Raw genomic sequence first — 12946 nt, 5'->3', positions numbered from 1 at the left:
CTATCAATTTATACAGCGTGATTTTTACGCAGAAAGTGAGGCTATTATGAATTATCGTATCAATGTATTTGAAGTAAAAAACAGCGACAACAATGTAAAAGCATATGCTAATGTAGCATTTGGAGAGTCATTTGTGGTAAGGAATATCGCTATCGTGGCGAGAAAGGACGGAGAGGGTCTTTTTGTGGATATGCCGTCATATCGCAGTAATGAAGTGGATATCAATGGCAATCCTGTTTACAAGGATATCGCAAACCCAACCACAAAAGAGTTTTATCAGGAGCTTACGGATAGTATCTTAAAGGCTTATGAGCAGCGTGCGGAGCTTGGAAAGGATGGTCTAAAGATTGGCAATGACAGTACGGAGCCTGTGTTCAATGTATCGGTGACAACGATTGACAGAGAGGGAAGCCACACAAAAGGGCTTGCGAGAATGTATATCGAGGATTCTTTTGTCGTGCAGAATATCAGTATTGTCGAAGGAAAGAGGGGCCTGTTTGTTTCTATGCCGGCTTATAAGAACAGCCGGGGAGATTATCAGGATATCGCATTTCCTATCACTAAGGATTTCAGGGGAAAGCTCTTTGAATCCATTCTTGCTGCTTACAAACAGGAAAAGGACAGACCAAGAGAAGCTGCTCCAAAGAAAGAGGCAGAAAAGTCACATGATGACGGTTTTCTTGAAGCCGGGGATAAGGACACGCTCCCCTTTCGTTAATGAATAAGTATGTTTTTGAGGAACCGGGGCTTTATGCCCCGGGGAAAGGAGAAAGTTTTGTAATCAAGACTTGACAGATACACGCAATACGTGTATTATGTAAGTAATAAATAGAAGTATTCACGATGATAAAAGGATGGAGGAGATTGATATAGCTATTGATGCGATGAAAGAGATCAAGAAAATGCGTGAAGAAGCTGGAATGACAAAAAAGATGTTTAGCGACTTCTTTGGAATCCCATTTAGGACACTTCAGGATTGGGAAGCAGGACTTAGAAAACCGCCTGATTATGTGGTGCGGCTTCTTCCTTATAAGCTGAAAGCAGAGTGGGATTATGATAAACGGAGACCTAAGACTTCAGAATCCACAGAAAGCGAGGGATGATAAGAGGATATATACAGTGGAATTTTGGAGTCATGAAATAATAAGTCCTGACGGACTTATATTGCAAGTTGCTTCGCAACTTGAGGATGCACAAAAATCATGTGCAAGAAGAGTGAAAAATAAATTTTTCACTCGCCAAGTTTGCGTTGCGAGCATCGCAAACTTGGGTGCATTAGCTGCTCGCAAAGGAGGCTCGCAGCATGAGCACAATTATGAAATATAAATATAGCACTCGCAGGGGAAAATGATCTGGAGTACATGGAGAAAGCCTGTGGCGGTGTGGTCGCCGGCCGCTGGTGATTCTGACGAAACAGCAGGATCTGCTGATAGTCCGAATGTGAGTTGCCATCTAATGTGAATCAGTCTATATGGTTCAAAGAAAGGAAGGCGATTGATATGAGGACAACTATTACAAAGAAACCGATTTGGAAGATGCTTACAGCGGTATTATTAGTCATGCTGTTTCTGTCTGTACCGGTGGAAGTCAAAGCGGCTAAAAGGCTTACTGCAAAAAAGAAGACTTTATCTGTTGGGCAGGAGTATAATCTGAAAATCAAGGGTTTGTCTAAGAAAGAGAAAAAAAGCAAAAGAAAAGTATCGTGGGAAATATCAGATAAGAGCGTGGTTGTATTTAAGGGAAAGAAGAAATATGGAGTTACCATCAAGGCGAGGAAAGCCGGCACGGTAAAGGTTACAGGTGTTTATAAGGGTAAGAAATATAGATGTAAGATAAAGGTTATCGGAAATGATGAACTTTCAGAAAAGCAGGAAGAAGAAACGGATTGTTCTCAGTCTGGCAAGGCGAAGCTGAATGCAGGCGAAGCAAAATTATATTACCTTGCGGACGAAGATAAGCAGTTCATCACACAGCCATACGGTCATACAGGCAGCTTTCAATTTACAGTCTCAGGAGTTCCAAAGGATGAGATTATAAAATGGAGCATTGAGCCGGGCAAAAGTGCAAATTGCTTTCATGTTACGGATAACGGAAATGTCAGCTTGGTCATGGATCCGGCGATTTTAGACGAGGCGGGTAATGCTACGGTAATAGCGAAACTGGAGAATGGAACAAAGTTGAAAGCCAATCTCTACGGATATTCAGAGCGAGGCATCGCAGTAAAGCAGGTTATCGAGGATTTTAAGAAAAATTATATAAGCTCAGACATGACACAGTTTGAGAAGATGGAGACCATAGCAAAATATGTGGAGCAGGAATATGATTATGTGCCTTATCAGTCTGATTGGCGGTATATGGTTATCAGTGGCGGAGGAGATTGTTTTTCAAGCAGATACTTTGTCAAATATTTATGCGAATCCGTTGGGATGAAAGCGCTTTCTTGCATAGGTGAAAACTATCACGGGAATACGCTGGTTCAGGCAGACGGTAAGATGTACATCGTTGTGACGGGATTTAACGAGCCGAGACCCAGGCGGTACATGATTCTGCAACCGTCAGATGAAAACCTTCAGAATATAGCGAAAGAGAGCAGGATAGACTTGTCGTACTTCGACTAGAGACGGGAAATTCTGATGGCAGATCAAGAGAAAAAATATTCCTTTTGTCGAATGATGTCGCAATATAATTAAGAAAAAGCCTTGACTTTTGTGATATACACTAGTTAAATTATATTTGTTAGATGTAAGAAGTTATACATAACAAATTATTAACAATGAAACATACGCAAGGAGAAGAGATGAACAGAAAAGAGGCAAAAAAGATAATCAAGGATATTGCGAAAAGAGAAGGAAAAATTGAAAAAATAATAAGAGACGAGATGAAGGAGGCAATAGCCATAGGGTATATGAATGCCGGGAAACAAGCTTTGTGGATTGATTTATTTGGGGCAGGACATATACCGGAACCTGAAGAATTTATTTTGAAGCTAAGCGGACAGATAAAAGGAGAACATAATGTAAAGCAGATGTTTTCTTAGGATTTTGGCTGGTATTCTAATAAGTCAGAGATGCTACAATTTAATGTGTCACATATACGAACCAATACATCGGTATCAAGTCTGGTTATTGTGTTGTTCAGATATCCGTTTAATTGCGAGCGTTGTAATTCTGCCCGTTGGCAAAATTTGTTTTTGCTCAAACCGGTTTTCTTTAGTAGTTCATCCAGATGGATGACAATAGTGCCTCTGTCCGACATGGTATACCTCCTTAAGTCTTTTGAGTTTATTATATACTTTGCTTATCTGAAAAATCAGTTATAATATGTTGTAGGTAAGAAGTTATACGAAGTATACTGGAGGGCGATATATGTTAAGTGTAGAGGATATGAAACTGTTGATTGAAACAGAGGATGAGATACACCAGATGGACAAAGTTTTTGAACAGCTTACGGGACAGGGACATGCCAATGGTGATTTTATAAAATTAGATAATGTTTATGATGTGATTCAGCGCAATGCTCACTCTGTATACATAGGTTCGGAAGAGGCAGACCTGAAATTTATGGAAATATTATATGACAAGCAAAAGACGGCAGTTGAGCGTGCAGAAATTTTGTTAGGCGGCAATGTGTAGGATATTGAACAGATTAGCAGAGAAAGGGGAAAGACCATGACGACGGAAGAGATAGAAAATTTGCGTAAAGTACGGATGGGAGAAGTATTAGAGGAACAGTTAAAGGAAGATGCTAATTTTGTGCAGGCACAGAAAGAATGGCGTGCTGCTGTTAATGAATTTGATGCATTGGTGCCAATGACAAAAAAACAGTGGCTTGCGTTTGACAATGTAGAGAGTATTTTTTTGAATTACAGTGTAGCCTATGGAGAAGCTGCATACAGATTGGGCTTTTCAGATGGGATTCAGATTGGAATGGAACAGAAGTTTGACGAGAGAAAATCCTTTCTGACTGTTGAAGATATGACAAGACTTATTTCTGTTTATGATGCAGTCAGTCAGCTGAAACAGCTTTTGCTTGGAGATGCGGATGAACAAGGGGAAGAAAACGGATTGTTTCATGTTTTTGAAGAGATTTTTAATATCATTAGAGAGGCATCCAGTTCTAAAATTCGGTTTTTGGGGGAAGATGCGATTGATAAGATTGTCTTTATCTTGAATGATGAAACAATGAAACCGGAAGAGAGGGCAAAAAAATTATTGGCATTGGATTGAGATTGGCATTAAAACGTTAGGAAAATGCACGAAGCTGTGGTACAATGTTATTTTAGAAGAGAACAGCAATCGGAATTTGAATATTTAAAACAAACGGAGGTAGAGTATGTGGTTTTGGTGGTTTATGTTTTGTTGTGATATATTAATTCCTGTTACTATGATTGCATGCGGGCGGATGATGTGGAAACACTGTCCTAAAAATATAAATGGTTTAATGGGATATCGTACCTCTCGTTCTATGAAAAACATGGATACGTGGAAATTTGCACATGAACATTGTGGAAAGTTATGGTGGAAAATTGGTTGGATTATTTTGATACCATCTATAATTGTTCATATTCCGTTTTATAAAACAGATGATAATACGATTGGAGTGGTAGGTGGGATTTTAGCAACAGTGCAAGTTATTATTTTGATAGCTTCAATATTTCCAACCGAAAGAGCGTTAAAAAGAAATTTTACAGATGACGGGATTAGGAGATAAATAGGGATTCATCAGACGATTTAATGAGAGAAAATTCTGAATTTATGGTGAGGTAGATAATGAAAGAGGAGATAATAACAACTGATTCTGGAAGTGTTTATTATTGGTTATCAGATTGCTTTGACCATGATAAGCCAACTCTGTTCTTTTTACATGGAATGACAGGTGATCATTCTATGTTTCAAGAGCAGATGGGATATTTTTTTGATAAATATAATCTCGTTTTATGGGATGCTCCGGCTCATGGAAAGTCCAGGCCATTTGAGGGTTTTACCTATGAGAAAGCCGCAAACATCATCAAACAAATATTTGAGAAAAGCAATATTACACAGGCTGTTTTTGTCGGGCAGTCTATGGGTGGGTTTATCACACAAGCTGTAATAAAACGATTTCCAGCAATCGTGAAAGCATTTGTTGCAATTGATAGCACACCATATGGAAATAGTTATTATTCAAAGTCTGATGTTTTTTGGTTGAAACAAATTGAATGGATGGCTTATCTTTGTCCGCTAGGATGGCTGAAAAAGGCAGTGGCAAAGCAGGTCAGTGAAACTTCAAATACATATAATAATATGCTTAGTATGCTGTCTGTGTATGATAAAAAAGAACTGTGCTACTTAATGGGAATAGGATATGCGGGATTTTTAGATGATAATTGTAATTTGGATATAAGTTGTCCTGTGTTGTTATTGTTAGGCGAAAAAGATAGAACTGGTAAAGTAAAATTATATAATAAAATGTGGTCGAAACAGACAGGATATGATTTAATTATCGTAGAAAATGCGGGTCATAATTCAAATGTGGATAATCCTGTAGTAGTGAATCAGAAAATAGAAAAGTTTGTGGAAGGATTAGATCGTTTAATTCCTGTCGGAGAGTGATACAACAAAACTCCAACCGGTGTTTGATTACTTGTTAATTTCCAATTTTAATCACAGGGAGGAATACATTGAAAAGTTTGATTACGAAGGTGCTCAGTATATGTATTGCCGTAGTAATTGCAACATACCTGATTATTTATGCGCAAAATGCCATGATTACAAAGGTGCTTAGCGTGTGTATTGTTGCGGAAATGGTAATATACTGGATTGTTTATGCGGAAAATACAAGAAAACGAAAAAAACAGGAATCACAGAGACATGACTATTTATATGCAAAAGACAGCGATTTGCCGTTATCTGTAAATTGGAATGAGATCAATGATTTTTTGCTGGATTCGGAATATGGCGTAAATATGCCGGAGGCACAGTGGTTTATGCTGGATTGGGCTAGGCAGCCCTGTGTGGAGGATGGAATAAAGGAAGGAAAATTTTCCATGAAATCTTTTCGTGTGTTACAGGCTTTAAGTAATGATATGAAACACATTTTTTATGAGGTGCGGTTTTATTATGACCGTGGTCCGAGTGTAGAAGATAAAAGCACGAAGTACGAAGCTGTAAAATGTCTGCACCACTCACCTGGACGATAAGGATGCCTGCAGCATGAAGTCCATCCGGGAAGACAGCATCATGGCGGCCTTTACGACCATGATGAACAAGCTGATCTTCGCAAGGGACAAGGTCCTTCTTACCTTCTCAAACGCACTGAAGACTGCTGAAAAAGCAGAGTACCTGGATGAGTTTACAGCCTTGGAAGAGGGACTTGAGAAGAACCTTCAGAAGAGACAGCAGATCACACAGCTTTTCACGAAGGGCTACCTTGACCCTGCAGTCTACGCACAGCAGAACGATGAGCTTCTGAATGCGAGTGCAAGGATTATCGCCGAGAAGGATGCTATCATTGCAAAGATCAGCGGCGGCAGCAGGCAGAAGGAAGCACTGGAAGACATCCTCCACTACACTTCGGGGGCTTCCATGGTGACAGAATTTGACGAAGACCTTTTTACAAGATTTGTGTACAGGGTCATCGTTTACAGCAGAACGGAGATAGGATTCGAAATGAAATGCGGACCCGTCTTCCGGGAGAGGATTTGATTATGAAGCACACACCATACGGATACGATATTGTGGGCGGTGCGGCGGTCATCAACGAAGAACAGGCTGCCAACCTGCGAAAGCTGTGTGAGAACTACCTTTCCGGCATGTCCTTTGTCCAAGCGGCAAAGGAAGCAGGGTTGGAGATGAAGCACAGCGGTGTCAAGAGACTGATGCAGAACCCGCGCTACCTTGGGGACGATTTCTACCCTGCGATACTTACTGCTGAAATCGCCCAGGCAGTGGAAGCCGAAAGGCTGGGAAGAGATGCCCTTTACAAGGGTACTAGATACACAAAGGAAGCGGTGACCACGGTGGTTCCAACAAGGTTTGCAATGAAGCGTACCGATCCGAAATACCAGGATCCCATCAAGCAGGCAGAATACGCCTACAGTCAGATAAAGGAGGCGAAGTAAATGCAGGCACTGGCACAGAATGTTACCGTCATTCCGGCACGAAGACGAGTCGGTTCGCAGAGAACGGCTGCCCCGGTGCAGAAGATCAGAGTAGCCGCCTACTGCCGTGTCTCCACCGATTCCGAAGAACAGGAAACCAGCTATGAGGCACAGGTCAGTCATTACACGGAGTACATTAAGAGCAAGCCGGAATGGCAGATGGTTGAGGTTTATGCCGATATGTAAAATCGCATTTTGATACAATTCAATCTCACAATATGTGCAGAAAAAGGCTTAAATAAAGGCTTTTGGCAGATTTGGTATTTGCTGGAAGCCTTCTCTTTTGTCTTCTAAAATACCAGTTATCCTTTGCAATGTGATTATGAACCACCCTAAACCCATTTGAACCCCTTTTTAAGGCAAAATAAAAAAGTATCAAAAAAGAAAACTCGCAGGTAGCAATGTGTAGATATTTGTTGTCATATTATCTTGTTGGCTTGCGTACCACAATTTAATACAATGCACCCAAGCATGAGTCTGGGCGCAAATTTTAATGATATGAAGATTATGGAAAAGTGATCAGACGAGGGAACGGTAAAATTATTGTAGTGAATAATAACCTTGTAGTTCGACAATGAATTGCAAGGTTATTTGTAACCCGACAAAGTATGGTGTAGCCATATTGTGTTATCAACCGTAGGGTTTATAATTGGATTAGTGCTGATGGAGGTAGATGATGACAACATCAAATATGATAAGAGAATTGTGTGAGAAAAGGCATATTAGTTTGGCAGAACTTTGTAGACGCATTGGTCAGACTCCACAAAATTTTAATAAGAAATTAAAACGTAATACAGTTTCTTTTGAAGAAATGTTAATAATTGCGGAAACATTGGGAGTCTGCTACGAGCAAGCATTTATATTTCCTGATGGTAGAAAAATTAGTTTACATACAGAAGGATGAGAGCAAAATGTCGCATTGCAATAAAAAAATGTTGTCATTTTTTAACTACAAAATGTAATTTATACTGGTATTTCTATTTTGGAGATTGTAAAAATATTTTGTTATTGTTCCGGGAAAGGGTGATAACATCATATTTTGGCGGAGGGAGAAGAGTAATGTATCGTATTGCGGTTATTCAAAATGAAGTCGAAATGCAACATTCGGGATATGTTGACTCTGTTCCGAAGTATAGAAAACAGGATTTTGACTTGCATGAACATGTTTTTAATCGTTTTTCAAGTGTTAATATTGGTGAATTGTTTAAAGAGGGGGAAAATTATCTACTCGACTATGACTGTGTCATTATTGGAACCAATGCTACCAGTGATGGTGATGTGTATAACATTCTCTGTAATGAAGAAAATAAGTTAATTCTTGAAAAATTCATTTCTATGGGAAAAGGAGTTTTAATCTGCTCTCAGAAAAAATTGCAAGAAGACCCAGATGCAGATGAGAGCGAATATAGGGCAAGAAAAACATATTTTCTTCCAGAACCGTATGAATATAAGGTTGTATCAAGACCTTCTAAAGAAGGTTCTGATGAGGGGAATATTACAGTTTTCAATCAAGAACCAAATAGTATTCAGAAGTTCTTGTGTTCTTTTCCTCAAATAATTGAAGATAAGACAATTTTTGAACATTGCATAAAAAATGATTTTCAAACACATTTTTATCGTGACTATATTGTACCATTAAATGATTCGTCATATTTTCCAGTGTTGTTGGATGAACGTGAATTTGCAAGGAATACATTAATGGTAGCTAGACCTAGAAAAAGTGAGAAGATTGTTATTTCAACAATGGCATTGGATTGGGCTGGTCATTATGAGCTTATTGAAAATATCCTATATTATCTTATTATCGGAATACCAACAGTTGCATTCGTTGATAAAAAAGATCAGATTGCTCAAGATTTTCAGTTTCTGATGTCAGAAGCAGAATTGTCAAATATTTCTTACTTTACTTATTTATCTGTAGCTGAAGTCATTGATAGTAGGTTACGTCAGTATCATACTCTTTATGTTTTTTCGCCTTCTTATTCTGAAAACGAGGTGGCAGAGTTCTGGGAAAGCCATGTTAAAGAACAAGGCGGATATACTAAGCTTTTCTATTATAAATACATAAACAATGAACTTGTGTTAGTTAATTTTTCATATTTTAGTTATATTGATGCTCAAAAGCATGAGGTTGAGACATGGCTTAAGAGCGAATATAAGGACGGCCTTTGGGGGAATAGCTTTTGGAAGACATATGATGCATTGTTTGCATTGCATCGCATGGGAGAGGACATTTCTCCATATTTACAAGGTACTTTTTCTAAAATAGAAAAGCATTATCGCAACGGAAGTTATGATGGGGTATTGGCTCCAACATGTGGTTTGTTTGAACTGGAGGCTCTCATTACGCAGGATGAGAATCTTAGAAAAGAGGTTCCTAAAGTTGAAGAGTATTTAAAGGAAACTCAGGACTGGCTTGTTGAAAGATATAATGGAACATCAAGCTACAATAAGAAGTTTATTATTCGGTCTTTTCACAATTCTGGATTTTTTGATGCATTTATTTCATCAAGGTCAAATTTTGAGAATGAGTTGTTTGAAGTGGCAACAGATGGCTCTGTAAAGGACAAACTTGAGGTTGATTTATGTCTTGATGTGGAAGTTTGCCTAATTTACTTAAAAACGTATAGGGAACGAAAGGAAATAAAGATAAGAATTAATGAGTGTATAGACAGCATATTAAGCACTCAAATGCAAAATGGGCGTTGGGATAATAACTTAGGAAAAACCGCTCGATTATTAGTGTTTTTTATTGCACATCAGTCACGGAATGAGTTCAATCGAAAAAAAGAGGAAATTAACGAGGCTATATCACGTGGCGTTATTGCACTTCGCAATTCCTATCAAGGTAATAATTGGGAAAACAATATTGTTACCACAGCTAATGCTATTACGACTATTGTGTCGCATGATCAAATAGCCGCATATAAGTCAAAGGATTTTTTAAATCAGGTAAACAAAGAAGCAAAACTGGCAGATTCATATAATTCCTTGATTTTGGCTCTGGATACAATTGATATTCTAACAAAAAAATACGGAAAAGCGGAGGCCGAACTTCAGAAACTCCAAAATGTAACTAAGAAGTTTGAGATTAGTCAAGGAAGATTACATATAATGACTTCTGTGGCAACGGTTTCAGTTTTGTTAGTGCTTTCATATTATTTGTTTTTAGTGCTTAAAGATATTGAGCTTTTCAAGTCGATGATATTACAGTCATTTATGTGGATACCGATTGTTGTAGGTGCTGCAATAACTGGCTTAATTGGATTTATGCCAAAGATTATAACTTGGTCAAGAAAGAAAAATCCTAAATGATAAATCTATATTTAGAATACTGCAAGTTTTCTGGGATATCCTAAGTAGAGTTATAGAGTTATCGTATATTTGATTACCTTATATATATATTATAGACTACAGTTTTTAGTTGTGATGGAGGTATATTATGCTTACAAAATTTATTGATGTAGTTACTGATCAAAAATTGAATATCGATAGTATCATTGTTACTAAAGGAAATGAGAGATTTGAACATTTTTTTACAAATGACGATGAGGGGAACATTCGGTCTATTAGCAAAACTGTCAGTTGTTTAGGTGCTGGCAAAGCTATAGAGAGAGGATTATATTCGCTTGATACAGATATTCTCCCTTTTTTTGATTTAAGCAAAATTGTAAACACTAGGAATATTCCATATTTGGAAAAAATGAAAATTCGACATTTGCTTAATTTGACAATTGGTCAAGATAAGGGATTAATGTTTAGCAAGGACATTAAGCAACTTCCGGCTGATACAGATTTTCTTTATTATATTCTGAATTATGATATTAATCATGATCCGGGTACTCACTTTGTTTATAACAATGCAGCAACATATTTGCTGTGTGCAATCACGCAGAAGGTTACTGGTCAATATTTTCGTGACTGGGTTCAGGAGGAATTGTTCGATGAAATGGGTGTCACCCTTGGTGAATGGGAAAAATCTTGGCAAGGGATTTGTCTAGGTGCATCAGGCTTGAAACTAAGGAATAGTGATATGCATAAAATCGCATTGCTTCTTTTAAATGGCGGTACTTATGAGGGAAAACAATTCATTGACAAAGAATGGATTTCCATGATGAATACTCCGCAGTTTTTTACCGCAGATTTGCCTGATTATGTGAAAAAGCAAGGACGTTGTATTAATAAGATGTCTTACGGATTTGGGCTGTGGATATGTGGAAATGGTACCCTTGAATATCCAAAGACACATTATTTTTGTGATGGAACTGATGGACAGCTTTTAATTGTATCACCAAATGATCAAATGGCTATTACAATTCTTTCTCATCAAAAGGATATGAATCCTATTTATGATGCTATTTGGTATTTTTTTAGTTAAATGCTATGAAAAGATAAATATATAAGAAAGGCACATGTGCATATTTTGCATTGCTGTTATGCCTTTTTGTGAGGCTATGGATGATAGTGTTTTGCTATTCTGTAGCCTTATGTTTTGATATGGTAAGAAGGTGATTATATGTTGTTAAATGAGATTGAGAAAAGTCCTACATCAGCGTTTGACTATTTAGAACGTCAGGTAAATGATGGCTCCAAAAGTGGATTCACAGATGTACATAATACATCAACTCAGACTAATCCATTTTATAGCGATGGATATCACATAATGAAGCTTGTCTCAAAGAAAAATAATATAGAATGCTTTGGTATTCCAAATCGTGACAATAATTTGTTTGGTAATGATGAAAGCATTTTTATTCATCCAGACTGGCTGCTTCCACAAAACAACGGAATAATTTCAAAGGCGGGGAAAGTAGAAGAAAGTTTATGGGTAATACCTACATCTAGTTCGAGAACAGTACATGTTGATGGAAGTGGTGTTTATATTAAACTTCATTATCCAGGCGTAATAGGACGGTTAAACCGCAAACTCGGTTTTCAAGAGCTTATATCAGGAATTGAAATAACATCTATACTTGAGGAAGCACACCATAATAACAAACTTCCAGCTTATTTTGGTTACATGCCAGAATCATACGGCAGGTTACTTCGAGATGGACAAAATGAGATTGGATATATTATTCGAGAATTACCCGAAACAATCAAAGATTATTATCTTGTTCCAGGTTTCTCTTTGTTTTCATCTGATCGAAATGTGCCTGATGCACCGCAATTATTAAAACAAATTCTTGAGCGGAGTAATTCTCCTATAGAGTTCTTTTTTGAAGAGATATGTTTTAAATTGATAGATATATTTTTTTGGTGTGCATTTGAAGAAGGTTTAATTCCTGAGATGCATTCTCAAAATGTGGTATTTGCATTTAATAAGGAGTGGAAAGTCGAGAAAATTGTTTTACGTGACTTTGAGTCTATTGATAAAGATATTAGCATTAGATGCAAGTTGGGAAAACACACAAACTTTGAAGAGTATCCATATAAATGTATTTTAAGTGATGACAAAAATTATTTAAAACGTCACAGTTTTATGTATGATCATAAATTAGGTGAATATTTGTTAGATCCGCTCATAGGGTGTGCAGCACCTTTATTACATATAAATACTATAGATACTCGCAGGAAATTAAAGAATTACGTGCGAGAGGTATATGGTAACACTATAAAGAATTTCTTTCCTCCTGATGGGTGTTGGTATAAATACCCGAATATTGAAATTGACCGTAGTACAAATGAAAGACCTTTCATATCAATGGGCAGTGCATTATACAGATAGTTAGTAAGCGCTTAATTTTCAGCCGTTGCTAAAGTAAAAATGCCCCAGTTATTTTCGGCAACTGAAGCACATTGATAATT

The 12946-nt window shown here is 37.6% G+C and carries 17 protein-coding genes; 16 read left to right on the top strand and 1 reads right to left on the bottom strand.

What is annotated here, in order from left to right:
* Window positions 1-46: 46 nt before the first annotated feature.
* The 4 genes from NFR99_RS06110 to NFR99_RS06095 all read left to right on the top strand — a co-directional run bounded on the left by NFR99_RS06110 (window position 47) and on the right by NFR99_RS06095 (window position 3037).
* Complete coding sequence (locus tag NFR99_RS06110; protein ID WP_251353217.1) at window positions 47-718, top strand: SpoVG family protein; 672 nt, start codon at window positions 47-49, stop codon at window positions 716-718.
* A gap of 136 nt (window positions 719-854) precedes the next feature.
* A complete protein-coding gene (locus NFR99_RS06105; protein WP_251353216.1) occupies window positions 855-1103 on the top strand; it encodes a helix-turn-helix domain-containing protein in 249 nt (82 codons plus the stop codon).
* 396 nt (window positions 1104-1499) lie between these two features.
* Window positions 1500-2618 (top strand): hypothetical protein, encoded by a 1119-nt coding sequence (locus tag NFR99_RS06100; RefSeq protein WP_251353215.1) that lies wholly within the window; start codon window positions 1500-1502, stop codon window positions 2616-2618.
* Between the two features lie 179 nt (window positions 2619-2797).
* On the top strand, window positions 2798-3037 hold the full coding sequence (locus tag NFR99_RS06095) for a hypothetical protein (RefSeq protein WP_251353214.1): 240 nt from the start codon (window positions 2798-2800) through the stop codon (window positions 3035-3037).
* On the opposite strand, the gene NFR99_RS15470 is transcribed toward NFR99_RS06095, so the two are convergent.
* The gene (locus NFR99_RS15470) at window positions 3034-3255 is read right to left on the bottom strand and encodes a helix-turn-helix domain-containing protein (RefSeq protein ID WP_251353213.1); all 222 of its coding nucleotides are present in this window, start codon (window positions 3253-3255) and stop codon (window positions 3034-3036) included. The genes NFR99_RS06095 and NFR99_RS15470 overlap by 4 nt on opposite strands.
* Before the next feature lie 110 nt (window positions 3256-3365).
* On the opposite strand from NFR99_RS15470, the gene NFR99_RS06085 reads away from it, so the two are divergent.
* From NFR99_RS06085 to NFR99_RS06030, 12 genes are all read left to right on the top strand, one after another.
* Entirely contained in the window at window positions 3366-3632 is a 267-nt protein-coding gene (locus NFR99_RS06085; protein WP_251353212.1) for a hypothetical protein, read from the top strand.
* 36 nt (window positions 3633-3668) lie between these two features.
* Window positions 3669-4226, top strand: a complete 558-nt coding sequence (locus NFR99_RS06080) for a hypothetical protein (RefSeq protein ID WP_251353211.1) — start codon at window positions 3669-3671, stop codon at window positions 4224-4226.
* Window positions 4227-4332: 106 nt separating this feature from the next.
* Window positions 4333-4710, top strand: coding sequence for an SdpI family protein (locus NFR99_RS06075; RefSeq protein WP_251353210.1), 378 nt, complete (start codon window positions 4333-4335; stop codon window positions 4708-4710).
* Between the two features lie 59 nt (window positions 4711-4769).
* Window positions 4770-5591: an alpha/beta fold hydrolase gene (locus NFR99_RS06070; protein ID WP_251353209.1), complete on the top strand. Its 822-nt coding sequence runs from the start codon at window positions 4770-4772 to the stop codon at window positions 5589-5591.
* 68 nt (window positions 5592-5659) lie between these two features.
* Window positions 5660-6178, top strand: coding sequence for a hypothetical protein (locus NFR99_RS06065; protein WP_251353208.1), 519 nt, complete (start codon window positions 5660-5662; stop codon window positions 6176-6178).
* 40 nt (window positions 6179-6218) lie between these two features.
* Window positions 6219-6683 carry a hypothetical protein gene (locus NFR99_RS06060; RefSeq protein WP_251353207.1) on the top strand — a complete coding sequence of 155 codons (465 nt, stop codon included), beginning with the start codon at window positions 6219-6221 and terminating at the stop codon, window positions 6681-6683.
* Between the two features lie 2 nt (window positions 6684-6685).
* Window positions 6686-7099, top strand: coding sequence for a recombinase family protein (locus tag NFR99_RS06055; protein ID WP_251353206.1), 414 nt, complete (start codon window positions 6686-6688; stop codon window positions 7097-7099).
* Window positions 7100-7324 (top strand): recombinase family protein, encoded by a 225-nt coding sequence (locus NFR99_RS06050; RefSeq protein ID WP_330642126.1) that lies wholly within the window; start codon window positions 7100-7102, stop codon window positions 7322-7324.
* A 490-nt stretch (window positions 7325-7814) separates the two neighbouring features.
* Window positions 7815-8042 carry a helix-turn-helix domain-containing protein gene (locus NFR99_RS06045; RefSeq protein ID WP_251353205.1) on the top strand — a complete coding sequence of 76 codons (228 nt, stop codon included), beginning with the start codon at window positions 7815-7817 and terminating at the stop codon, window positions 8040-8042.
* Between the two features lie 155 nt (window positions 8043-8197).
* Window positions 8198-10453, top strand: a complete 2256-nt coding sequence (locus tag NFR99_RS06040; RefSeq protein ID WP_251353204.1) for a hypothetical protein — start codon at window positions 8198-8200, stop codon at window positions 10451-10453.
* Between the two features lie 127 nt (window positions 10454-10580).
* Window positions 10581-11516, top strand: coding sequence for a serine hydrolase domain-containing protein (locus NFR99_RS06035; RefSeq protein ID WP_251353203.1), 936 nt, complete (start codon window positions 10581-10583; stop codon window positions 11514-11516).
* Window positions 11517-11654: 138 nt separating this feature from the next.
* On the top strand, window positions 11655-12866 hold the full coding sequence (locus NFR99_RS06030; RefSeq protein ID WP_251353202.1) for an IucA/IucC family C-terminal-domain containing protein: 1212 nt from the start codon (window positions 11655-11657) through the stop codon (window positions 12864-12866).
* Window positions 12867-12946: the final 80 nt, after the last annotated feature.

The organism is Hominisplanchenecus murintestinalis, from assembly GCF_943193015.1.
GTDB lineage: Bacteria > Bacillota > Clostridia > Lachnospirales > Lachnospiraceae > Hominisplanchenecus_A > Hominisplanchenecus_A murintestinalis.
The sequence above is the reverse complement of the archived record's forward strand: the minus strand, read 5'-3'. Positions and strand labels throughout refer to the sequence as shown.